Origin of the sequence: Nitrincola alkalisediminis (genome assembly GCF_009821115.1) — a bacterium.
Lineage (GTDB): Bacteria > Pseudomonadota > Gammaproteobacteria > Pseudomonadales > Balneatricaceae > Nitrincola > Nitrincola alkalisediminis.
Genome location: NZ_VYTY01000002.1, coordinates 307571 through 330538 on the forward strand (window position 1 = coordinate 307571; position 22968 = coordinate 330538).

At 46.9% G+C, this 22968-nt stretch carries 20 protein-coding genes and 1 tRNA gene; 13 read left to right on the plus strand and 8 right to left on the minus strand.

Translation table 11 applies throughout. The features are described from left to right. Nucleotide 1: 1 nt before the first annotated feature. Both folK and folB read right to left on the minus strand, forming a co-directional pair. Nucleotides 2–556: a 2-amino-4-hydroxy-6-hydroxymethyldihydropteridine diphosphokinase gene (gene folK / locus F5971_RS04555; RefSeq protein ID WP_051514317.1), complete on the minus strand. Its 555-nt coding sequence runs from the start codon at nucleotides 554–556 to the stop codon at nucleotides 2–4. Next, on the minus strand, nucleotides 556–912 hold the full coding sequence (gene folB, locus F5971_RS04560; protein ID WP_193494285.1) for a dihydroneopterin aldolase: 357 nt from the start codon (nucleotides 910–912) through the stop codon (nucleotides 556–558). Before folB ends, folK begins: the two co-directional genes overlap by 1 nt. A 30-nt stretch (nucleotides 913–942) precedes the next feature. On the opposite strand from folB, the gene plsY reads away from it, so the two are divergent. Continuing rightward, nucleotides 943–1530: a glycerol-3-phosphate 1-O-acyltransferase PlsY gene (gene plsY, locus F5971_RS04565; RefSeq protein WP_036509606.1), complete on the plus strand. Its 588-nt coding sequence runs from the start codon at nucleotides 943–945 to the stop codon at nucleotides 1528–1530. A gap of 5 nt (nucleotides 1531–1535) precedes the next feature. On the opposite strand, the gene tsaD is transcribed toward plsY, so the two are convergent. Continuing rightward, a complete protein-coding gene (gene tsaD, locus F5971_RS04570) occupies nucleotides 1536–2567 on the minus strand; it encodes a tRNA (adenosine(37)-N6)-threonylcarbamoyltransferase complex transferase subunit TsaD (protein ID WP_193494286.1) in 1032 nt (343 codons plus the stop codon). A gap of 240 nt (nucleotides 2568–2807) precedes the next feature. Here tsaD and rpsU point away from each other — a divergent pair, with 240 nt between their 5' ends. From rpsU to F5971_RS04630, 12 genes are all read left to right on the plus strand, one after another. Then, complete coding sequence (gene rpsU, locus F5971_RS04575; protein ID WP_036509600.1) at nucleotides 2808–3023, plus strand: 30S ribosomal protein S21; 216 nt, start codon at nucleotides 2808–2810, stop codon at nucleotides 3021–3023. A 117-nt stretch (nucleotides 3024–3140) separates the two neighbouring features. Continuing rightward, nucleotides 3141–3584: a GatB/YqeY domain-containing protein gene (locus F5971_RS04580; RefSeq protein WP_193494287.1), complete on the plus strand. Its 444-nt coding sequence runs from the start codon at nucleotides 3141–3143 to the stop codon at nucleotides 3582–3584. Between the two features lie 36 nt (nucleotides 3585–3620). After that, nucleotides 3621–5516 carry a DNA primase gene (gene dnaG / locus F5971_RS04585; protein WP_193494288.1) on the plus strand — a complete coding sequence of 632 codons (1896 nt, stop codon included), beginning with the start codon at nucleotides 3621–3623 and terminating at the stop codon, nucleotides 5514–5516. A 154-nt stretch (nucleotides 5517–5670) separates the two neighbouring features. Beyond that, nucleotides 5671–7521, plus strand: coding sequence for an RNA polymerase sigma factor RpoD (gene rpoD / locus F5971_RS04590; RefSeq protein ID WP_036509596.1), 1851 nt, complete (start codon nucleotides 5671–5673; stop codon nucleotides 7519–7521). A gap of 63 nt (nucleotides 7522–7584) precedes the next feature. Continuing rightward, nucleotides 7585–7661 (plus strand) — tRNA-Ile (locus F5971_RS04595). A gap of 112 nt (nucleotides 7662–7773) precedes the next feature. Then, nucleotides 7774–9531, plus strand: coding sequence for an alpha/beta hydrolase (locus F5971_RS04600; RefSeq protein ID WP_246187762.1), 1758 nt, complete (start codon nucleotides 7774–7776; stop codon nucleotides 9529–9531). 237 nt (nucleotides 9532–9768) lie between these two features. Beyond that, the gene (locus F5971_RS04605; protein WP_193494289.1) at nucleotides 9769–12561 is read left to right on the plus strand and encodes a monovalent cation/H+ antiporter subunit A; all 2793 of its coding nucleotides are present in this window, start codon (nucleotides 9769–9771) and stop codon (nucleotides 12559–12561) included. Then, nucleotides 12561–12917, plus strand: a complete 357-nt coding sequence (locus F5971_RS04610) for a Na+/H+ antiporter subunit C (RefSeq protein WP_036509561.1) — start codon at nucleotides 12561–12563, stop codon at nucleotides 12915–12917. The genes F5971_RS04605 and F5971_RS04610 overlap by 1 nt, the downstream gene beginning before the upstream one ends. After that, nucleotides 12917–14431 carry a monovalent cation/H+ antiporter subunit D gene (locus F5971_RS04615; protein ID WP_193494290.1) on the plus strand — a complete coding sequence of 505 codons (1515 nt, stop codon included), beginning with the start codon at nucleotides 12917–12919 and terminating at the stop codon, nucleotides 14429–14431. The genes F5971_RS04610 and F5971_RS04615 overlap by 1 nt, the downstream gene beginning before the upstream one ends. A gap of 5 nt (nucleotides 14432–14436) precedes the next feature. Further along, the gene (locus F5971_RS04620) at nucleotides 14437–14940 is read left to right on the plus strand and encodes a Na+/H+ antiporter subunit E (protein WP_036509556.1); all 504 of its coding nucleotides are present in this window, start codon (nucleotides 14437–14439) and stop codon (nucleotides 14938–14940) included. After that, the gene (locus F5971_RS04625; protein ID WP_036509552.1) at nucleotides 14934–15203 is read left to right on the plus strand and encodes a K+/H+ antiporter subunit F; all 270 of its coding nucleotides are present in this window, start codon (nucleotides 14934–14936) and stop codon (nucleotides 15201–15203) included. Before F5971_RS04620 ends, F5971_RS04625 begins: the two co-directional genes overlap by 7 nt. An 8-nt stretch (nucleotides 15204–15211) precedes the next feature. Then, nucleotides 15212–15592, plus strand: a complete 381-nt coding sequence (locus F5971_RS04630) for a Na+/H+ antiporter subunit G (protein WP_193494291.1) — start codon at nucleotides 15212–15214, stop codon at nucleotides 15590–15592. A 91-nt stretch (nucleotides 15593–15683) separates the two neighbouring features. Here F5971_RS04630 and F5971_RS04635 read toward each other — a convergent pair whose 3' ends face one another. The 5 genes from F5971_RS04635 to ftsZ all read right to left on the minus strand — a co-directional run bounded on the left by F5971_RS04635 (nucleotide 15684) and on the right by ftsZ (nucleotide 22968). Beyond that, nucleotides 15684–16625 (minus strand): Nudix family hydrolase, encoded by a 942-nt coding sequence (locus tag F5971_RS04635; RefSeq protein WP_193494292.1) that lies wholly within the window; start codon nucleotides 16623–16625, stop codon nucleotides 15684–15686. Further along, entirely contained in the window at nucleotides 16626–17846 is a 1221-nt protein-coding gene (gene argJ, locus F5971_RS04640; protein ID WP_193494293.1) for a bifunctional glutamate N-acetyltransferase/amino-acid acetyltransferase ArgJ, read from the minus strand. It lies immediately after the preceding gene. A gap of 10 nt (nucleotides 17847–17856) precedes the next feature. After that, nucleotides 17857–20604, minus strand: a complete 2748-nt coding sequence (secA, locus tag F5971_RS04645) for a preprotein translocase subunit SecA (RefSeq protein WP_193494294.1) — start codon at nucleotides 20602–20604, stop codon at nucleotides 17857–17859. A gap of 187 nt (nucleotides 20605–20791) precedes the next feature. Next, complete coding sequence (lpxC, locus tag F5971_RS04650; RefSeq protein ID WP_193494295.1) at nucleotides 20792–21703, minus strand: UDP-3-O-acyl-N-acetylglucosamine deacetylase; 912 nt, start codon at nucleotides 21701–21703, stop codon at nucleotides 20792–20794. Between the two features lie 92 nt (nucleotides 21704–21795). Beyond that, a complete protein-coding gene (ftsZ, locus tag F5971_RS04655; protein WP_036509547.1) occupies nucleotides 21796–22968 on the minus strand; it encodes a cell division protein FtsZ in 1173 nt (390 codons plus the stop codon).

Sequence of the window (22968 nt, forward strand, 5' to 3'; positions counted from 1 at the left end):
ACTAACTTACCGTCGCCTTAGCATCGACGGCTGTATCGCCTGCGATGGATGAAGATGAAATTTGTCGACCTCTCCAAGAAAAATCAACACGCCAAAGCGGCTGGTTCGCTGTATAATTTTGCCATAAAAATGCATAAGGCAATTGACGAACAGGATGTTGTTCATCAGGTGCTAACTCCGCCAATGGCCAAAGTACAAAGGCATTTTTATCCACCTCATCTCTCGGCAACTGTATACCATCGACCTCACCAACACAGTCATCATAGGTCAGAATATCAATATCCAACGTGCGCGAGCAAAAACGGGGACCTCCCCTTTTACGACCGTTTTGGTCTTCAATCATTTTTAGCCAACGCGACAAGTCGCCCACACTCATTGAGGTTTCAATTTTGACGACAAGATTAAAAAAAGGGCTGCCTTTAAAACCGACCGACTCGCTTTCATACACGGATGAAATGCCCAGCTCACCAAATTGATCCGCTAATGCATCCAGTGCAGCAAGGATGTAACGTTCACGATCCACATTGCTTCCTAGGCTCAGATAAACCAACGCCATCAGCTTTTAACCCCTCTTTCGATGATCACTCCAACATCACTCGCTTGAGGCACGGCTCCGGGTTTACCCACACGCAACCTTAGCCAAGGAACACTGAACTCTTGCATAATCAACGCTGCAATTTCCTCTGCCATGGTTTCGACCAGTAGAAACTGACTCTCACCGACAAATGCAATCAGCCTATCCGAAACACTTTTGTAATTGAGCGTGTTTTCTATGTCTTCGGTATTGGCCGCTGCTCGGATATCCGTTCCCATTTCAAGATCGAGAGAAACAATTTGGCGCACCTCTCTTTCCCAATCATAGATACCAATAATCGTTTCAACCTGTAACTCACGAATGTACACTATATCCACTTACTTACTCCTGAACATTGGCGAGCCACCATGTTAACCACTAGTTTACTGGAACCTGCGCTCATTAGCTTTGCCTACTTACTGGGGTCTATCCCAACCGCACTGCTGGTTTGCAACTCTATGGGGATACCCGATCCTCGTCAACAAGGCTCAGGCAATCCAGGCGCAAGCAATGTGCTAAGAATTGGTAACCGCATTGCCGCCAGCCTCACACTATTGGGAGACATCAGCAAAGGGGTTCTCGCTGTCTATTTAGCGTTACTTTTTGACCTCTCAACAAGTGTTGCAGGCTTGTGTGGACTGGCAGCGATCTTAGGACACGTATTCCCTCTTTTGGGGGCTTATCGTGGCGGAAAAGGAATCGCAACCTTCATCGGCTGCACCCTAGTCCTAAGCTGGCCCATCGCCCTAGTGCAAATACTGGTTTGGTTAACGATGGCCAGCCTTTTTAGAATCGCATCACTGGCCTCTATTACCATGACACTGGCCACACCGATATCCGCTTACTTTCTCTACCCTGACGCCCTTAGTGCACTTTTACTCATCAGTCTGTTGCTCATAGCGCGCCACCGAAGCAATATAATGAACCTCCTTAAAGGTACTGAGCGACGACTTTAGGACTCCTAGGAAAGGGGTTCGAGCGTTTCCATAGGCCAACGGGGCTTCGCCAAAATAGTTAAATCACTCATCTGCCCTGCCAACAAGCGTTGACACCCAGCATACGCTATCATTGCCCCATTATCGGTGCAAAACTTAGCGCGGGCATAATACAGCTCAGCGCCCTCTTTCTTCACAGCCGCCTCTAATTTTAAGCGCAAGTGGCGATTAGCACTGACCCCCCCTGCAATAATAAGCTGCTTTAAGCCTGTTTGCTGGAGGGCACGACGGCATTTTATTGCAAGCGTATCAACCACCGCATCTTCAAAGGCTGCCGCGATATCCGCCATCGTTTGCTCATCAATTTGACCTTGATCATCACGATGCGAATTCGCCGTGTTCAGCGTAAAGGTTTTTAAACCCGAGAAACTAAACTCCAACCCTGGACGATCTGTCATTGGCCGCGGAAAGCGAAAACGCGAACGATCACCTTTTTCAGCCAAGCGAGCGATCAGTGGCCCACCCGGATAATCAAGTCCGAGCATTTTTGCGGCTTTATCAAACGCCTCTCCGGCGGCATCGTCTAGGGACTCGCCCAGTAACTCATATTCGCCAATGCCCTCAACTTTAACGAGTTGGGTATGCCCCCCTGACACCAACAATGCCACAAATGGAAAGGACGGTGGGTTTTCCTCTAGCATAGGTGCTAAAAGATGACCTTCCATGTGATGCACCGCGATAGCTGGAATTCCAAGCCCCATTGCCAATGCACGTCCTGTCGATGCACCGACCATTAAGGCTCCAATTAAGCCCGGCCCTGCTGTAAACGCAACGCCATCCAAATCCTGCAAGCTTAGCTGTGCTTCAGCAAGCACCTCTCGAATCAACGGCAACAACTTTCGAACATGATCGCGAGACGCTAATTCAGGTACAACGCCACCATATTCAGAATGCATAGCAACTTGGCTGTACAGCGCATCGGCAAGCAAACCTTTTTCACTGTCAAAAATCGCGACACCCGTTTCGTCACAAGAGGTTTCAATACCTAAAACTCGCATGGAATAACTCGCCCTCTACCCACTGATACACACTGCAACGATTAAGCTGCCAAAAAACGCTATTATGACGGAGTTAAGTCTGCATTTCATCACAGATGAATAGTGAGTTTTCACTTTACTTAACCTTCCGCTCCCAGTAAAATTTTGCACCTTGATGTCTTTCGCCTTGCAAAAGGGATCGAAATCGAGATATCAGGGGCATTCAAGCCCTTATTTTATTAAACAAGTTAGGATATTTTCATGCCAGCTGTAAAAGTTAAAGATAACGAGCCATTTGATGTTGCTTTACGTCGTTTCAAGCGTTCTTGTGAAAAAGCCGGTGTTTTGGCTGAAGTGCGTCGTCGTGAACATTACGAAAAACCAACCACTGTTCGCAAGCGTAAAGCAGCAGCGGCTGTTAAGCGTCACGCTAAAAAAGTATCTCGTGACACGTCACGTCGCGTACGCATGTACTAATTGCTGTACAGAAACAAGCTCATAGATACCCAATTTTGTATTACAACACGCGTTAAAACCAAGACTTGTAATCGTTAACGCAAGCCATTTAAGTCAACTTAAACAACAGGTAGTCAGATGTCTGATCTGAAAAAACAGATAACAGAACAGATGAAAGTCGCTATGCGAGCGAAAGACAAAATTCGCTTGAATACCATACGCCTGATGTTAGCAGACATCAACCGCATAGAGGTTGATGAACGCATTGAACTTGATGATGCCCGCGTCCTCGCGACTCTCGATAAAATGATGAAGCAGCGTAAGGATTCGATTGCCCAGTATCAGGCGGCTGAGCGCCCTGAACTGGCGGACAAGGAGCAGCAGGAGCTGGAGGTGATTAAAACTTTCCTGCCGCAGCCTCTCAGTGATGTGGAAATAGACGATATAATTGAAAACGCAATGCAGACAAGCGGTGCAAGCTCGATGCAAGACATGGGCAAGGTGATGGCAATTATTAAGCCACTTGTTCAAGGCCGAGCTGACATAAGCGCTGTTTCTGCCAAGGTAAAAGCAAGACTCTAACCAGCATTTTTCGCTGGGTATCTCAGCGGAGAACACATGGCAGGCAAAATACCGCAATGCTTTATTGACGATCTGCTGGCTCGTGTAAATATTGTTGATGTGATTGAAAGTCGCGTCAAACTTAAGCGTAGCGGCAAAAACTTTTCCGGTCTCTGCCCTTTCCATAAAGAAAATTCTCCATCCTTTACAGTCAGTCCTGATAAACAGTTCTACTACTGTTTTGGCTGCGGCGCTGGCGGCAATGCGTTAGGCTTCTTGATGGAATACGAGAACCTGCCCTTTCCTGATGCTGTAGCAGAGCTTGCTAAAATGGCCGGCTTAGATGTTCCTAGAGACGAAAACCCTGCGCACAATAGCGCTAAAGAGCACAAAGTAAAAGAGCAGCTCAATATACTCGAGCAAGCGACAGCTTTTTATCAACAACAACTCGCCTCATCACCCGAGCGCCAAAAAGCCATTAACTATCTTCAAAAGCGCGGCCTTTCGGACAAAACTATCCAGCATTTCCAAATTGGCTTTTCTCCATCAGGATGGGACAACCTACTTAAACACTTCAAAAACCTCCCCAACCCTCAAGCGCAACTGCAAAGCGCTGGACTGGTTGTCCATAACGAAGAAAAAAATCGCTTTTATGACCGCTTTCGTGACCGCATCATGTTTCCAATTCGCGACGTCAGAGGTCGAGTCATTGCCTTTGGTGGGCGTGTTTTAGGCGATGAAAAACCCAAGTACCTCAACTCATCTGAAACCGACACCTTCCATAAAAGCCGAGAACTCTACGGCCTTTATGAAGCAAGACAAGCCACTCGCCAACTGTCAAAAATCATGATTGTTGAAGGCTATATGGATGTTGTTGGACTCGCCCAACATGGCATCACTTGGGCTGTTGCGACACTTGGAACAGCCACAACCGAGCAACACTTAAATCGACTTTTCAAGGTCGTTTCTGAACTCATTTTCTGCTTTGACGGTGACAAAGCAGGCAGAACAGCCGCACAAAGAGCACTCGATATCGCTTTACCGACAATACAAGATGGCCAGACCGTTAAGTTTTTATTTCTACCAGAAGGTGAAGACCCGGATAGTTTAATTCGCAAAGAAGGACAAGAAGCCTTTGAGCAGCGAATTAGCCAATCTCTGACACTGTCTGAATTTTTCTTCAAAAGCCAAACAGAAGACGCTCAGCTGGAAAGTCTTGATGAACGGGCAAAGTTTGCCAATTCCGCACTGCCTAAAATTCAAAGCATGAAAACAGGTTTACTGAAGCAGATGATGCTTGAACGCATCACAGAACTGACAGGACTTTCTCAAGCACAATTAAGCAGCGTGGTTAATTTACACCAAGCGTCACACCCTACTCATGAGAAAAAAGACACCTTAGCTGAGCCAACTTTTGATGCCTACGACTCAGAGCCCTATGTAAACTATCCTGACTACCCGGACTACTCAGACACACACGAGCCAAGAAACACATTTCAACCCAAACGCGCAACACAAGCACCACGTTTGCGCCTCAACCTAATCAACAAAGTGATTTCAATCCTACTGCACCGCCCAGATCTAGCTCAATCGATCCGTCACCCCGATGACCTAGGCAATATCCAAGACAACAATATCGATTTACTCATTGAACTCATCAACTATCTCAAAAAGGATGAGAACAACTCGCTCGGAACACTTCTAGTCGACTGGCAACATTCCGCCCAACACAGTCCCTACCTAATGTTATTAAACGAAATTGCCAACATAGACCCCATTCCGGCTGAAGCGAACGCTCTTATGGAACTGCAAGGTGCATTTCAGCAACTCATGAAACGCAGCCAAGAAAGAAGACTTGACCAGCTCTTGAAAAAATCAAAACAGACACCATTAACGCAAGAAGAAAAAGCGAGACTTCAAGAACTTCTGCTAGAGGCCCACAAAAAAACCTAAGACTGCATTTGCAATTTTGGATTTATCGACTATTTTTAACACGTATTTATAGGTTAAAAAATGTGACTCACTATTCAGCAAGGCTAAATTCCGCTATAATGTCGCGCTTCGTTTTCTACACTTTACTCACATCAGTATTCATCGCAGGGGCTCTATGTCAGACACTTCCCAACAGCAGTCTCGACTGAAGGAACTTATTGCCAGAGGCAAAGAGCAGGGTTACCTGACTTACGCCGAAGTCAACGATCATCTTCCGGAAGATATCGCAGATCCGGATCAGGTTGAAGATATCATTCGCATGATCAATGACATGGGTATTTCCGTGTCTGAAGAAGCGCCTGATGCTGAAACACTCCTTATGACGGAAGGTGACTCCGCGGAAGAAGCCGATGAAGAGGCGGTTGCCGCATTAGCAGCGGTAGAATCAGACGCAGGCAGAACCACTGACCCAGTGCGCATGTATATGCGTGAAATGGGCACGGTTGAACTTCTCACGCGTGAGGGCGAAATCGAAATCGCCAAGCGCATTGAAGAAGGCATCCGTGAAGTCATGACCGCCTTTGCTCACTTCCCAGGCAGTGTCGACGAGATTTTAGAAGCCTACAATGGCACCTTAAGAGAAGAGGGTCGTCTCAGCGATATCTTTAGTGGCTATATTGATCCAGACTCGTTTGTTCCCGATACAGAAGTCGAGCTCGACGAAATTGAAGTCGATGATGATGACGTAGCAACTGACGATGACGAGGATGAAGATGGCGAGGGCTCTGACGCCAGCGATGACGAAAAAGATCGTGGCCCAGACCCAGAAGAAGCCAAGCAACGCTTTGGCTTAATTCAAGAGTCGCTTGACAACTATCGCGCCGCCTTTAATAGTTTCGGCAAGTACGATCCTCGCACGTTACAAGCGATGGAAGAACTGTGTGCTGCCTTTTCACCGCTTAAGCTTTCACCTAGATTTTACGAGCTATTGGCCGATCGCGTTCGCAACACCATTGAAAAAATCCGTACACAAGAACGCACCATTATGCGTATTTGTACTCAGCGTTGTGGCATGCCACGTAAAGACTTTATTCAAGGCTTCCCAGGCAAAGAAACCGACCCTGAATGGCTGGATCAAGTTGCATCAGGCAACACAAGCTTTGCGAAGAACATCCATGCCAACTTAGCTGATTTGAAACGCGCACAACGCAAACTGATTCAAATCGAGACGGATACAGGCATTACGCTTGCCGAAATCAAAGAAGTAAACCGTAGCCTATCGATTGGTGAGGCTCGTGCTCGTCGCGCCAAAAAGGAAATGGTCGAAGCCAACCTGCGTTTGGTTATTTCGATTGCCAAGAAATACACTAACCGCGGCTTGCAATTCCTAGACCTTATTCAAGAAGGGAATATTGGCTTGATGAAAGCGGTGGACAAATTTGAATACCGCCGTGGTTATAAGTTCTCAACCTATGCAACCTGGTGGATACGCCAAGCAATCACACGTTCTATTGCGGATCAGGCACGCACCATCCGTATACCGGTTCATATGATTGAAACAATCAACAAACTCAATCGTATTTCTCGCCAAATGCTTCAAGAAATGGGACGTGAACCCACTCCGGAAGAACTGGCTGAAAAAATGGAAATGCCTGAAGACAAGGTTCGCAAGGTACTGAAAATAGCCAAAGAACCTATCTCCATGGAAACTCCGATTGGTGATGATGAAGATTCAAGCCTAGGTGACTTCATTGAAGACGTGACCATGTCATCACCCGTTGATACTGCAACAGGCGAAGGCTTACGTGAAGCGACACGCAGCGTTCTTTCTGGACTTACGGCACGTGAAGCCAAAGTTCTCAGAATGCGCTTTGGTATCGATATGAACACCGACCATACACTTGAAGAGGTCGGCAAACAGTTTGACGTTACGCGTGAGCGGATTCGTCAGATCGAAGCCAAGGCATTGCGCAAACTGCGACACCCAAGCCGCTCTGATCATCTGCGCAGCTTTTTAGACGATTAAAACTTTTACAATCATCATCTTGCGCTAATGATACGAAATCTGTATCATTAGCGCTCGTTTTTAGGGCCCATAGCTCAGTTGGTTAGAGCGCTCGACTCATAATCGATCGGTCGCAGGTTCAAGTCCTGCTGGGCCCACCATCCTACCCCATGATTACCTCCTTTCTTATAATCCCGATTGACTTGCCACTCCTAAATCTCGACGTATACAATCAGAAAAACTGAAAAAAATTTATTTTATCGATCACAGACGATGAATAAATCTATATCATCAATGAATAGAGCACACACACTGGGTAGTCGTCACGTTTTCAATATGATCAATCACGTTAAGATGTACAAATTCAGCAACCTCCTTAAGCATTTCTCAACCTCTGGGCTTGTATTCGCTACATTTTTATTTGCCCTATCGCTCACTCCAAGCCTAGTTCCACGCCCCTATATTGCTCAAGGCATCGTATCGGGACTGAGCTTTACGATTGGATATGCTTTTGGTGTGCTGGGTCACTGGCTTTGGAATTACTTACACCTGCCCTCGGCCAAACAGCCAATGCAGCGCTATATACAATTGAGTCTAGCCGCCATCAGTCTATGCATTTCAATTCTATTCTTGTGGCGTGCGTCTGAGTGGCAAAACAGTATTCGCACGCTCATGGGCATGGAACCCGAAGATAGCACCCGGCCCTTTACAATTGCCGCCATCACACTTGCCGTTTTTGCTGTGGCGTTCTTGTTCGCTAAATTATTTAAAATCCTCTTCTATTATTTATCGAAGAGGATGTCCCGGTTTCTTCCAAGCCATGTATCACATGTACTTGGTATCGTCATGGTGACGGCTTTATTTTGGTCAATTATTGAAGGCTTGGTTTACTCCTATGCACTCCAATTGGCGGATCGATCCTATCAACATGCCGATCAGTTGATTCAAGACGATTTGCACCCTCCTCTTGACCCTAATAAACCCGGTAGTGCTGAGTCGCTAATCAGCTGGGAAGCACTGGGCAGCCGAGGTCGACATTTTGTTGTACAAAGCCCTTCTAGCGATGATATAAGCCGCTTCACAGGCGAACCTGCTCTTGACCCAATTCGGGTTTATGTCGGGCTCAATGCAGCCGATACGCCAGAGCTACGCGCACAACTGGCATTAGATGAGCTGATTAGGGTCGGAGGATTTGAGCGTTCGGTATTGATTCTGGCAACCCCTACTGGACGTGGCTGGATTGATCCTCGTTCACAGGATGCTGTTGAATACCTTCATAAAGGTGATATTGCAACGGTTGCCGCACAATACTCCTATTTACCCAGCCACCTCTCCATCATTGCCGAGGGTCAATACGGTGCCGAAAATGCTAGAGCCTTATTCAATACACTTTACCGCTACTGGACATCCTTACCCAGAGACTCACGCCCAAAACTCTATTTATTCGGACTGAGTCTAGGCGCACTCAACTCTGATCTTTCATTCGACCTCTATGACATCATAGAAGATCCATTTAATGGCGTGTTATGGAGCGGCCCCCCCTTCAGAAGTGAGACTTGGAGAAATGTAACGCGTAATCGCGACCCTGACTCACCCGCTTGGCTTCCCACCTTTCGACAGGGCAGCGTGGTTCGTTTTATGAACCAAACACAAGGACTGGAGCGAAACGGACAGCCGTGGGGCGATTTTCGCATTGCCTTTTTACAATACGGAAGTGACCCTATTACATTTTTTGAACCTGCTGCTTTTTGGCGAAAGCCCGATTGGATGCAGGAACCTCGCGCACCCGATGTATCGCCTTACCTCAGCTGGTATCCTATTGTTACCATGCTGCAACTCATGGTCGACTTATCCATAGGCAGTGCGCCCTCAGGCTTTGGACATGAAATTTCCACTGGAGATTACATTAAGGCCTGGGCCGCACTATCGGATTCAACTTGGTCTACAGAGTCCTTAGAGCGGCTGGCTCAGCATTTAACTCAGCTTTCCGAGAACCGCTCAAGCCCACCAGAATCTCGGCAATTGGATTAAGATAGCCTCAACGGCACGTTATTTTGATAGAGTAACACCCTCCGATTATTCCATATTCGAATAAGCTTACAACCAAACCACAAAATCTAGACTAGAAGCGCCGGAGCGTGTATAAAGTCCGCTACTAATTGTAATTATGAATACACTTGGCAGATCTTTTATACCTCTTAACAGGGATATATCAGGTCTGCTTTTGTATGTATTGTCCACAGGACCTATCAGGAGCAAGTCGCCACCATGAGTCTTTTCTGGATTCCTCTCCTACCTGCGTTAGGAGTGCTGGCCCCTTTACTGTCTGCAAAGCTTGGCCGAACACAGTGCGCTTTTATAACGGCCGCCGCACCGGCTCTATCATTATTGCTCGTATTATTGATGGCACCCGCCGTTTTCAGCGGTGAAACCCTAATTGTCAGCATGAACTGGGTGCCAGCACTGGGAATGAACCTGTCATTTAGGATGGATGGCCTTGCCTTTCTATTTGCACTGCTCATCCTTGGAATTGGCTTGCTCATTATTCTATATGCTCGTTACTATTTATCTGCAAAAGACTCAATGGGCAAATTTTACGCCTATTTGATTTTATTCATGACAGCCATGCTGGGCATTGTGCTATCAAACAACCTTATTCAGTTGTGGATGTTTTGGGAGCTCACCAGCATAAGCTCTTTTCTGTTAATCAGCTTCTGGCATGGAAAAACCGAGGGTCGTAAAGGCGCCCGAATGGCCCTCACGGTGACGGGAGCTGGTGGTCTTGCACTCCTTGCAGGCCTCATCCTAATCGGTAAAATTGTCGGCAGTTATGATCTTGAAGTCGTTATTAGCAGTGGAGACCTGATTCGCGCCCACGGTGCCTACCCTGTCGCATTGGTCCTTATACTCCTAGGCGCCTTCACTAAATCAGCACAATTCCCTTTCCATTTTTGGTTACCGCATGCGATGGCGGCGCCCACACCAGTCAGTGCCTATTTGCACTCTGCCACAATGGTTAAGGCTGGCATCTTTTTGATGGCGAGATTTTACCCTGCGCTATCCGGTACTGAACTATGGTTTATCATCGTCAGCATGACGGGGCTTGCCACACTGCTGCTGGGGGCTTACACCGCCTTATTTAAACACGATATCAAAGGGTTACTTGCCTACTCAACCATCAGCCACTTGGGATTAATCACTCTATTACTTGGCATGGATACGCAGCTTGCGGCAATTGCAGCCATTTTCCACATTATCAACCACGCCATTTTTAAAGCATCGTTGTTTATGGCGGCAGGTATTATTGACCATGAGGCTGGCACTCGCGATATGCGGCGCTTAAATGGTCTCTGGAAGTTTATGCCCTACACAGCAACCCTTGCCATGGTTGCAGCAGCCTCCATGGCGGGTGTTCCATTACTGAACGGTTTCTTATCAAAGGAGATGTTCTTTGCTGAAACCCTGCACCAACACACCCTAGGCTCTTTATCTTGGATGATCCCTGTTTTAGCAACACTTGCCGCCATCTTCTCGGTCGCCTATTCGCTTCGATTTATTCACGATGTCTTTTTCAATGGCGAACCGATTGATTTGCCCAAAACACCACATGAACCGCCTCGGTATATGAAAGTACCCGTCGAAATTTTAGTCGGCTTATGTCTCTTGGTTGGTATTTTTCCGGGTTTAATTGTTGGTAAGCTCTTATTCAGTGCATCATCAGCCGTTCTCTTAGGAGATGTGCCCGATTACTCCTTATCAATTTGGCATGGTTTTAATTTGCCCCTAACGATGAGTATTGTGGCAATGCTCTTTGGCATTATTATTTACCACAACCGTCGTAAGCTCTTCAAATTTCAGAGCCAATTCCCTGAAACCGATGCAAAAATTGTGTTTGAAAGCATTATTCAATGCATGGTACGTGGGACTCAAAAAATCAATGCCTATTTTGAAAATGGTTCATTGCAACGCTATATGCTAATGGTGTTGCTATTGGTCATCGTGTTTGCTGGCCACCCGCTGCTGGATTTGCTGCAAACCGAGGGGACAAGAACTCAGTTACCACTAACCTCCTTGTCGATTATCATGGCCACCCTTCTAGTATTGTCGGCGTTTGCAACCGTTATTTGGCATCGACAACGTTACATTTCATTGTTGACTCTATCTGTTGTCGGCTTAATTGTTTCTGTCTCTTTTTCCTATTTTTCAGCACCCGACTTGGCTCTGACTCAGCTGTCAGTCGAGGTTGTCACCATTACACTATTAATGTTGGCGCTATTCTTTTTACCGCAACAAACGCCTAAGGAGTCAAGCCCAGGGCGAGTTGCCAGAGACCTTGGCGTTGCTGCAATTATTGGCGGTATTATCGGCACCATCAACTATGCAATCATGACTCGCCCTCAGCTGAGTATTTCTGAATTCTTCTTAGAAAACAGTAAACCTGGCGGGGGTGGGACCAATGTTGTTAACGTCATTTTGGTCGACTTCCGTGGGTTCGATACCTTTGGGGAAATACTGGTACTCGGCATTGCTGCACTGGGTATTTTCAAGCTGATTAACCGCATGAAGGTCTTTATGCCATCCGGTGACAGTAAGGGCATCAACTGGACCAAAGACAGCCATCCGATGATTCTCAGAACAGTGTCTCAATCACTGCTTCCATTAGCGCTGCTTGTTTCTGCCTACATTTTCCTTCGTGGTCACAACATGCCCGGCGGTGGTTTTATTGCAGGCTTAATTACAGCCGTTGCCATCATTTTGCAGTACATTGCACACGGTGTGGACTGGATTAAACCTCGCCTGAAAATCAACTACCAATGGGCAATCGCCATAGGTGTTTTGATCGCCGCCATCACGGGTGCAGGTAGCTGGTTATTTGATCGTCCGTTCTTAACCAGCTGGTTTGATTACTTCAGCTTACCGCTGCTGGGTGAGTTTGAATTAGCAAGCGCGATTGCGTTTGATCTTGGCGTGTATATTACGGTGGTGGCCGCAACACTATTAATCCTTGCGAACCTTGGAAAGTTAACCACATCGCATCGTCCAAAAATGGAGGATAAATAATGGAAGCCTTATTTGCATTTTGTGTTGGGATACTGACCACTTGCGGCATTTTTTTGGTGTTACGCAGCCGAACCTTTCCTGTGGTGGTTGGACTGACACTATTAAGTTATGCCGTTAATTTATTCCTGTTCTCCATGGGACGCTTATCCGTTGACTCGGCTGCCGTCATAGGGGCTAACAGCACCTATGCCGATCCACTGCCTCAGGCATTGGTACTCACGGCCATCGTTATCGGATTTGCGATGACTGCGTTTGTTGTAATTTTATCGATGAGAGGGCGAGGTGATCTTGGAAATGACCACGTTGATGGACGCATTCCAGATCACTCATCACTCACGGACAAGGAGAAATCTTGATGCAACACTTGGTCATCATGCCATTTCTACTGCCATTATTAGCGGGTGTATTGCTGATCCTTCCACCGATTCAAAACAGCATTACACGTCAGCGCATCTTTGCGGTAGGCTCATCTATGCTGGTATTGGTGGTGTCCAGCGGTCTTCTTAAAGAAGTCATGTCCCAGGGAACACAACTCTACGCGCTAGGCAACTGGTCAGCACCCTACGGCATCGTACTTGTTGCGGATCCATTGGCGGCGCTACTGGTGCTTTTAACCTCAATTCTGGCCCTTGCCTCCATTCTCTATGCCTGTGCAGGTGAAGATGAAACGGGCATGTATTATCACACCCTGATATTACTCTTAGTGGCAGGTGTTAACGGCGCTTTCCTAACTGGGGATTTATTCAACTTATTCGTTTGCTTTGAAATTCTGTTGATCGCGTCCTATGCTTTGCTCATACATGGCGGTGGCAAACACAAGACCCAGGCGAGTCTACATTACGTTATTTTAAACTTGGTCGGATCGAGTATCTTCTTGTTTGCCCTTGGTATTCTTTACGGAATGCTTGGCACGCTAAACACAGCAGATATGGCGGTAAAACTTCAAACCCTTGACCCTGATGAAACCACACTGGTTAAAATTGCAGGATTACTGCTACTTATTGTATTTGGTCTAAAGTCAGCCATGCTTCCCCTCCACTTCTGGTTGCCCAGAACCTATGCCGCAGCCAGTGCTCCAGTTGCCGCCATGTTTGCCATTATGACCAAAGTGGGCATTTACAGCATCTTTAGGGTACATACCGTTATTTTTGGCGATTTTGCTGGTGATCTAGCCAATATTGCGCAGTTTTGGCTCTGGCCGATTGCCGTGCTAACCCTGATCGCAGGGGCCATTGGCGCGCTGGCCAGCCAAAATCTGAAGATGCTAACCGCCAACATGATTCTAATCTCGGTGGGAACACTCCTAACTGGGGCCGCACTCGGACGTGAGGATGCCAGTGGCGCTTCATTCTACTACCTGCTGCACACCACCTTGGTGTCGGCCGCGATGTTTTTAATTGCAGATTTGATTGCCAAACAGCGCGGCAAAGCCGCTGACCGTTTCGTAGCGGCTCGACTCATGAAGCAGCGTGATCTACTGGCCGGCTTATACTTTGTAGCGGCAATTGCCATGGTGGGTATGCCCCCGCTATCCGGCTTTATTGGAAAAGCACTGCTACTGCAATCGGCCCATACAGGCGCTGAAATGGGCTGGGTATGGTCGTCGATCTTGTTCGCCGGATTGGCATCAATTATCGCTCTCTCGAGAGCCGGAACCACCCTTTTCTGGCGTACCACCGGAAATACCGCCGATACTGATGGTAACCCTGTGCATATTACCCAGCTAATGGCGATTGTATTCTTACTTAGCCTTTCCCCTTTATTGGTCTTGTTTGCCGGCCCTATTACCAGCATGACGCATGAAGCAGCGGCGGTTTTACACAACCCCGAGCTCTCGGTTCGTGCTCTGTTGCCAGTGTTAGGAGAATAACTGTCATGTTAGCAAAACCTCGTTTTAAATGGCTGCCCATGCCCTATCACAGCATCTTGTTATTTGTCACATGGCTGCTGCTAAACAACACACTGGCACCTGGACATCTGTTCTTGGGGTCGGTGTTGGCATTGGGTATTCCTCTGCTCACCTCTAGCTTAAGCAAACCACAACCCGCACTGCATAAACCCATGCACACGTTTCGTTATGCTTTACGGGTTCTGGGGGATATCGTGACGGCAAACCTCGAAGTCGCCATTCAAGTTATGGGGCCAATCAAAAATCTCAACCCAGGTTTTTTTGCGGTACCACTTGACCTTGAAGGTGAGCTTCCAATTACCCTTTTAGCCAGCACCGTCTCTTTAACACCAGGCACGGTCAGCTCCGAAGTGTCTGAATGTCGGAAGTTTCTCTATGTCCACGCACTCACCATGAAAAATGAAGAAGAGCTGATTCAAACGATTAAACAACGTTATGAAGCGCCATTAATGGAGATATTTTCATGTTAAGTTGGACTGTATCCTTGGTAACGGCCATGGTGGCCATTTCATTGATTCTCAATTTATGGCGACTGTTTGCAGGCCCAGACTTACCTGATCGCCTGCTGGCGTTGGATACCATGTATATCAACAGTATCGCACTTATCATTTTACTGGGTATCTGGCTGGGGTCGGCGTTGTACTTTGAAGCAGCGCTTTTAATTGCAATGTTAGGTTTTATCAGCACCGCAGCATTGTGTAAGTATTTACTGCGCGGCGATATTATTGAATAGGCCTAAAGATGAATTTTTTACTTGAACTGATTGTTTCTATTTTTTTACTGATTGGCGGCATCTTTATTTTAGTCGGCTCGATTGGCTTAGTGCGCTTACCGGATTTTTTTATGCGGCTGCATGCGCCAACAAAAGCAACTACACTGGGTATGGGTGGCTTGTTGATCGCATCAATGATTTTATTCACCGTTCGAGAGTCTGGCATTAGTGTTCATGAATTACTGATTACACTGTTTTTATTCATTACAGCTCCCGTCAGTGCGCACATGATGGCTAAAACAGCATTGCATCAAAAAAATAAGATGATTGAACGAACCACAGGGCAAGAGCTGATAGAAAGAGCAAGACAACAAAAAGCCCCTGATGTGAAATCCAGCCTTAACGACTGACCCGTCATAGAAACAAAAAAAATGCCGAGTGGCTTGATATCACTCGGCATTTTATAAATCTGTCGGATGTATTGAGTTAAACTAAAAACACTCAGTTAGGCCAAAAAGCTGAAATTGAAGCAACTCCTTGTGCACCCGCTTCCCGTGCAGACTGAAAATCCACCTGAGACAACCCGCCAAGCGCATAGACAGGTAACGTCACGTCAGAAACCCACTGATGAAACCTCTGCCAACCTATACCTGCTTGCTCAGGGTGAGTTTGTGTCGCCTTCACAGGTGACAAGAATACAAAATCACATCCTTTGGATTGTGCTCGTTGCAATGCGTCCGGTGAATGACACGCAGCACTCAGCCATTGCCCTTTAAATGCTCGTCTTTCCATTAGATCATTTAAGCGAGGCTCAGTTAAATGCAAGGCCTGCGCATTCAGCGTATTGGCCAATGTAAGCGATGTATTGACCTGAAGGATGGCCTGATGCGCGTCACAGATAGGCTTAAGCAAATGAAACACAGCTGCGTAATCTCGCTCCGATAGCGAGTGATCTCTGAGCTGAATCCAACGACAACCTTGTTCAAGTAGGGATTGCACCTTCGAACAAAATGCATCTTGGTTTGCAGCCTGGCCTGTAATGGCAATATGACTAGGCAATCGAACGGCAGAAAGAATCGGAACATTCGCCGCAGGGAAGCTGTATTCCTCTAAATGATTGAGATCAACCCAGCGTATCTCCTGCCCTTCCATTCCTTTGGCTTCACCGGTAAAGCGATTAATATCCCATACGTCCAAGAGAACTGAGCAATCATCATAATGGTATGGGATACGAATAAGGGGGGTCGCTTCGTGCACATGAAGCGCTAACTCTTCATTGAGTTCACGCACCAAGGCTTGGTAAGGTGGCTCATCGCCTTCAACCTTACCGCCTGGAAACTCCCATAATCCACCTTGATGCCTGTTTTTAGGCCTAAGGGCAATCAGAATTTGGCCTTTGGCATTTCTGATAACCCCAACCATAACATGAATCAAGGACTTCATTTAGGAGCGATATTCCGCATTGATGGTGACATAATCGTGAGACAAATCAGTTGTCCAAACTTGATCAGCAAAGCCACCACGATTCAGAATCACGCGAATACAAATATTCTCGCGGTTCATCACCTCCTGTCCTTGCTCTTCTGTATAGCTCGTAGCACGGGCCCCTTTATCGACGATGCACACTTCATCTAACCAGATCTGCACATCACTTACATCGAGTTCATGAACGCCTGCACGACCTACACATGCAAGTATACGTCCCCAGTTTGGATCAGAAGCAAATAATGCTGTTTTGACCAAAGGTGAGTGAGCTATGGTATAAGCGACCTTCAAGGCTTCTTCCGTGCTGCCTGCTTTCTCAACACGAACCTCTACAAACTTAGTCGCGCCCTCACCGTCTTTAACAATGGCATGCGCTAGGGACAACATAACTTGATCCAATGCCTGCGTAAAACGCTCCATCAACACAGGCTCAAGGTCGGTAATTTCAACACCGCTTTGACCTGTTGCAACCAAAATACAGGCATCATTCGTTGAAGTATCACCATCCACTGTGATTCGATTAAATGAGCGATCACTCGCATGGCTCAACAAACGTTGCAATAAATTGGGCTCGACCTCTGCATCGGTGGCGACGTATCCAAGCATTGTGGCCATGTTTGGCATAATCATGCCTGAGCCTTTGGAAATACCGGTTACGGTTACCGTTTTACCTTGGTACTCAAACTGGACACTGGCGCCCTTGGGACGTGTATCCGTTGTCATGATCCCGTGAGCCGCCTCTTCCCAACCTTCTTCTGACAGATTAGCGATAGCACTGTCTAAACCCGCCGTGATTTTGGCGACAGGCAAAGGCTCGCCTATAACACCTGTCGAAAACGGAAGAATCGACTCTGCATCACAGCGCATTTTACTGGCCAACGCTTGGCAGCATGCCTCGGCATCAACTATGCCCTGCTCCCCTGTGCCCGCATTCGCATTGCCGGTATTCGTCAGGAGATACCTAGGCAAGGCACCTGTCGCTAAATGCTTTTTTGCAACTCGAACGGGGGCTGCACAAAACTGGTTTAGGGTAAATACCGACGCCAATGAAGAGCCAACGGGTATTTCCATCACCACCAGATCTTTTCGTCCTGGTTTTTTTATGCCTGCAGAGCCTGTTCCTAGCTTAAACCCTTTGACAGGGTGATACACGATCGCTTCTTCTTTGCCGACTGCCATTGTGCTTACCTCAGATTTTACCGTGGCATTGTTTATATTTTTTACCTGATCCACATGGACAAGGTTCATTGCGTCCCACTTTAGCAACATCTCTCACAAAAGGTTCAGACTTATCCGACTCTTCTTGAGCCTCGGCTTGCGCTTGACCGTCTGCGCTCGCAAGACCACTGCTTTGTGAGTGTTCAAAATTCATTTGTTGGCGCTCTGCCGCTTCTCTACGTTGCTGCTCCATCGCCTCAACCTCTTCAGGTTGACGTACTTTAACGTGGCTCAAGATTCGGACAACGTCTTTTTTAATGTTCGTGAGCAAGTTTTGGAAAAGCTGGAAGGCTTCACGCTTATATTCCTGCTTGGGGTTTTTCTGCGCGTAACCACGAAGATGTATGCCTTGACGCAACAAATCCATGGTTTGCAAATGTTCTTTCCATAACGTGTCCATGACCTGCAACATCACTTGTTTTTCAAACAAACGAATGGTCTCTGCCCCAACCAATTGCTCTTTTTCAGTATAGCGCTGGATGATTTCCGCCCGAATACGTTCACGCAAGGGCTCTTCATAGAGGTTCTTGTCTTCATCCAACCACGTTTGGATTGGCAAGGCGACCGAGAACTCTATTTCGAGAGCCTTTTCAAGCCCCTCAATATCCCAAGTTTCAGGCAAGCTCTGAGGCGCGATAAATTCGTTAATCGTGTCTTCCACCACTTCGTCACGAATCGCATTGATTGTTTCAGAAATATCGTTAGTGCTCATCAACTCGTTGCGCTGATCATAGACAACTGTACGCTGGTCATTTGCAACATCATCGTATTCCAAGAGGTTTTTACGGATATCAAAGTTGCGCCCTTCAACTTTACGCTGGGCTTTTTCAATCGCATTACTCACCATTTTGTGCTCAATGGCTTCGCCCTTTTCCATCCCTAAGGCTTGCATAAATTGACGAACACGATCCGATGCAAAGATTCGCATTAAATCATCTTCCATCGATAAGAAGAAACGCGTCGAACCTGGATCGCCCTGACGTCCAGCACGCCCACGTAACTGGTTGTCAATTCGACGAGACTCATGACGCTCTGTTCCCAGAATATGCAAACCACCAGCCGCCAACACTTGATCATGACGTTGTTGCCAATCGGCTTTAACCGCTTCAATTTGCTCCGGTGTCGGGTCTTTTAGCGCAGCCAGCTCTCTTTCAAGCTTACCGCCTAACATGATATCAGTACCACGACCCGCCATGTTCGTCGCAATCGTAATAGCACCAGGACGTCCGGCATCCGCGACTATTTCAGCCTCACGGCCATGGTTCTTAGCATTTAGAACATTGTGCTCTATTTTTTCTTTGGTCAGCATGCGTGATAAGAGTTCAGAAGACTCAACCGACGCCGTACCGACCAACACAGGCTTATTGTTCTCTTTACAATGCCGGATTTCTTTAACAATTGCGTTAAATTTATCCTCCATCGTAAGATAAATGAGATCATTATGGTCGATACGCTGAATTTCACGATTCGTCGGGATCACGACAACATCCAAACCATAAATTTGACGTAATTCAAATGCTTCGGTATCAGCGGTTCCCGTCATTCCTGATAGTTTGTCATACAAACGGAAATAATTTTGGAAGGTGGTCGAAGCCAGCGTTTGGCTTTCCAATTGGATATTGACGCCCTCCTTTGCTTCTACGGCTTGATGCAAACCCTCTGACCAACGGCGGCCCGGCATAATACGGCCAGTGTGTTCATCGACGATGACAACCTGACCATTTTGCACGATGTAGTCTTTATCTTTTTGGAAAAGGTAATGCGCGCGAAGTGCAGCCAAAACGTGATGCAGCAAGTTCAAGTTATTCGGTGCATAAAGGCTTTCACCCTCAGCCAACAAACCTTCTTCGCTTAAAATCTCTTCGATCAACTGATGTCCAGCTTCAGTCAACTCAACCGTTCTATTTTTTTCATCCACGACGAAGTGTTCGTCTATCGTTTGCGTGTCGTCTTTAACGTCCACTTCTCCAAAGAACTGTTTCAGTTTTGGAATGACGGTATTGATACGCGCATACATAACCGAACTGTCTTCGGCTGGCCCTGAGATAATCAATGGCGTACGAGCTTCATCAATTAAGATAGAGTCCACTTCATCGACGATGGCAAAGTTAAAGCCACGTTGAACTTTCTCCTCGATGCTGAACGCCATGTTGTCGCGCAAGTAGTCGAAGCCGAATTCATTATTGGTGCCATAGGTAATGTCACTGGCATAGGCCGAACGCTTTGTCATCGGATCTTGACCGGACAGAATCACACCAACACTCAAACCCAAGGCTTCATAAAGTGGACGCATCCACTCGGCATCACGGCTGGCGAGGTAATCATTGACAGTGACAACATGAACCCCTTTGCCCGTAATCGCATTTAAATACGCAGGTAAGGTAGCAACAAGTGTTTTACCTTCACCTGTTTTCATTTCGGCTACTTTGCCTTCGTGAAGGGATATACCACCGATCATCTGAACATCGAAGTGGCGCATGTTCATCACACGCTTGGAAACCTCACGAACCGTTGCAAAGGCCTCTGGCAAAAGCTTTTCCAAGCTTTCGCCTTGCTGATAACGTTGGCGGTATTGTTCGGTTAATGCCGTCAGCCCTTCATCACTGAGCTTTTCAAGCTCGGCTTCCCATGCATTGATATCCTTGACAGTCCGTTTCATCCGTTTGAGTTCGCGTTCGTTTTTGCTTCCGAAAACTTTTTTCAACAGTGATGTGAGCATAATTCAATTTTTACCATTTATTAGATGACGTATGCCCACGCTGGGCAAGAATGCGAAACATTTTACATTGATTGGGGCAGATAGTTGAGGTTTAAACCTTTTTTTCAGGCTTTATTTATAATTTTTGCTCATAAAAAAGCCGGAAATGATCCGGCTATCCATCCTAATGGATCGTTTCAGCCTTCGACTAGAGGCTCGTCGAGGGTTGATAATCAATTGGAACAGGCGCTTGACCCTGCTCGAAGGTGACACGCTCGAACGCATCAGGGTGATTTAGCAACTCTCTCAAAAGTAAATTGTTGAGATGATGGCCAGACTTGAAACCGTAGTACTCGCCAATAATGCTGCGACCTAAAAGATAAAGATCGCCCACAGCATCTAGAATTTTGTGCTTAACAAACTCATTTTCGTAGCGCAAGCCATCTTGATTCAAGACCTTTTGATCATCGACAACAATCGCGTTATCAAAGTTACCGCCCAAGGCCAAATTGTTGGATCTTAAAAATTCGATGTCTCGCATAAAACCAAAGGTTCGAGCGCGACTGACCTCTTTGACAAAGTTATGAGAGGAGAACTCAAGCGATGACTCTAAGTGCTTTTCGGTAAATGCAGGATGATCAAACTCGATTTTAAATCCCAACTTAAAGCCATTAAAGGGTCGAAAGCTCGCGGTCTTTTCGCCCACTTCAATACCAATGGGCCTTAAAATACGAACAAACTCTTTGGCTGCACTCTGCTCTTGAATACCCGCGGACTGAATGAGAAAAACGAATGGCGCAGCGCTCCCATCCATAATCGGAATTTCTTCTGCATCGACTTCGATGATCGCGTTATCGATGCCTAATCCCGCTAAGGCAGACATGAGGTGCTCAACCGTCGACACACTCGCAGCACCTTCTGCTAAATTCGTCGACAGTTGTGTACTTACAACATTTAAAGCAAACGCCGGTATATCGACAATCGGAGTAAGATCAACGCGACGAAAGACAATGCCCATATTTTCAGGAGCCGGCTTAAGTGTCATGTACACTTTTTTACCCGAATGCAACCCTATGCCATTCGCCTTTATGCTTCGACTCAGTGTACGCTGCTTGATCATATTTTCCGCCGCTTGCGCTTCAATCTAAATGAGAATCATAACAGAATTAACGCTTTTCAAGCAATCCACTCTGCCATGATCCTCTTTGTGACTTAATCCGCTTGACGACGCAGAAACGTAGGGATATCCAATTCACCATAGTCACGCTTAGAGGTCATGCCCGCTTCTTGACTACGATGCTCTTGCTTTTCCAGCAAGGCTTCTTGCTTTTGTCTACGTAAGATCGACGGCAACTCAATCTGATCCACTGCTTTTACATCATTGCGCGGTTGAGGATTAGACGCCACAACACGGACTTCTGCATCTCTTGGACGATCCAATCCTGTTGCAACAACGGTCACTTTCAAGAAGTCTCCTAGAGTAGGATCAATCACCGTACCCACAACAATCGTGGCATCTTCAGCAGCGCACTCTTCAACGATCATACCGACTTCGTTGAACTCACCTAAACTTAAGTCCTCACCTGCGGCAATATTGACCAGAATCCCGCGGGCACCTTTTAGATCGATGTCTTCAAGCAACGGACTGCTAATAGCGGCTTCAGCGGCTTCTTGCGCACGGTTATCGCCCTTAGCGATGCCTGTACCCATCATGGCCATACCCATCTCAGACATCACGGTTTTAACGTCAGCAAAGTCAACGTTGATCATACCCGGACGCGTGATTAAGTCAGCAATCCCTTGCACAGCCCCTTTGAGTACATCGTTCGCAGCATTGAAGGCATTAATCAAACTGCAGTTTTTCCCTAATACTTGCATCAGCTTTTCATTGGGAATAATGATCAGTGAATCGACGCACTCGCGCAGTTCACGAATCCCTTCTTCCGCAATTTGCATCCGTTTGCGGCCTTCAAATCGAAATGGACGTGTTACCACAGCAACGGTCAAGACGCCCATCTCTTTTGCAATTTCAGCTACAATTGGAGCGGCACCCGTTCCCGTGCCACCACCCATACCCGCAGTGATGAACACCATATCCGCACCACGCAAAGACTCTGCGATGCGGTCCCTATCTTCTAATGCTGCTTGGCGACCTATATCTGGGTTTGCTCCTGCACCCAACCCTTTTGTCATACTGCCACCTATGTGTAAGGCAGTGCGAGTCGCCATACGATCAAGCGCTTGCGCATCCGTATTCGCGCATATAAATTCAACGCCGGCTAGGTCAAAATTCACCATGTGCTGGACAGCGTTACCGCCGCCGCCGCCCACTCCGATGACCTTAATGACTGCGTCTTGTGGTAAGCTGTCGATCAATTCAAACAT

What these genes read in the sequence shown, in the direction of transcription:
- folK (WP_051514317.1), bottom strand. Translation starts at nt 556, where the DNA reads ATGGCGTTGGTTTATCTGAGCCTAGGAAGCAATGTGGATCGTGAACGT.
- plsY (WP_036509606.1), top strand. Translation starts at nt 943, where the DNA reads ATGTTAACCACTAGTTTACTGGAACCTGCGCTCATTAGCTTTGCCTAC.
- tsaD (WP_193494286.1), bottom strand. Translation starts at nt 2,567, where the DNA reads ATGCGAGTTTTAGGTATTGAAACCTCTTGTGACGAAACGGGTGTCGCG.
- rpsU (WP_036509600.1), top strand. Translation starts at nt 2,808, where the DNA reads ATGCCAGCTGTAAAAGTTAAAGATAACGAGCCATTTGATGTTGCTTTA.
- F5971_RS04580 (WP_193494287.1), top strand. Translation starts at nt 3,141, where the DNA reads ATGTCTGATCTGAAAAAACAGATAACAGAACAGATGAAAGTCGCTATG.
- dnaG (WP_193494288.1), top strand. Translation starts at nt 3,621, where the DNA reads ATGGCAGGCAAAATACCGCAATGCTTTATTGACGATCTGCTGGCTCGT.
- rpoD (WP_036509596.1), top strand. Translation starts at nt 5,671, where the DNA reads ATGTCAGACACTTCCCAACAGCAGTCTCGACTGAAGGAACTTATTGCC.
- F5971_RS04600 (WP_246187762.1), top strand. Translation starts at nt 7,774, where the DNA reads ATGAATAAATCTATATCATCAATGAATAGAGCACACACACTGGGTAGT.
- F5971_RS04605 (WP_193494289.1), top strand. Translation starts at nt 9,769, where the DNA reads ATGAGTCTTTTCTGGATTCCTCTCCTACCTGCGTTAGGAGTGCTGGCC.
- F5971_RS04610 (WP_036509561.1), top strand. Translation starts at nt 12,561, where the DNA reads ATGGAAGCCTTATTTGCATTTTGTGTTGGGATACTGACCACTTGCGGC.
- F5971_RS04615 (WP_193494290.1), top strand. Translation starts at nt 12,917, where the DNA reads ATGCAACACTTGGTCATCATGCCATTTCTACTGCCATTATTAGCGGGT.
- F5971_RS04620 (WP_036509556.1), top strand. Translation starts at nt 14,437, where the DNA reads ATGTTAGCAAAACCTCGTTTTAAATGGCTGCCCATGCCCTATCACAGC.
- F5971_RS04625 (WP_036509552.1), top strand. Translation starts at nt 14,934, where the DNA reads ATGTTAAGTTGGACTGTATCCTTGGTAACGGCCATGGTGGCCATTTCA.
- F5971_RS04630 (WP_193494291.1), top strand. Translation starts at nt 15,212, where the DNA reads ATGAATTTTTTACTTGAACTGATTGTTTCTATTTTTTTACTGATTGGC.
- F5971_RS04635 (WP_193494292.1), bottom strand. Translation starts at nt 16,625, where the DNA reads ATGAAGTCCTTGATTCATGTTATGGTTGGGGTTATCAGAAATGCCAAA.
- argJ (WP_193494293.1), bottom strand. Translation starts at nt 17,846, where the DNA reads ATGGCAGTCGGCAAAGAAGAAGCGATCGTGTATCACCCTGTCAAAGGG.
- secA (WP_193494294.1), bottom strand. Translation starts at nt 20,604, where the DNA reads ATGCTCACATCACTGTTGAAAAAAGTTTTCGGAAGCAAAAACGAACGC.
- lpxC (WP_193494295.1), bottom strand. Translation starts at nt 21,703, where the DNA reads ATGATCAAGCAGCGTACACTGAGTCGAAGCATAAAGGCGAATGGCATA.
- ftsZ (WP_036509547.1), bottom strand. Translation starts at nt 22,968, where the DNA reads ATGTTTGAATTGATCGACAGCTTACCACAAGACGCAGTCATTAAGGTC.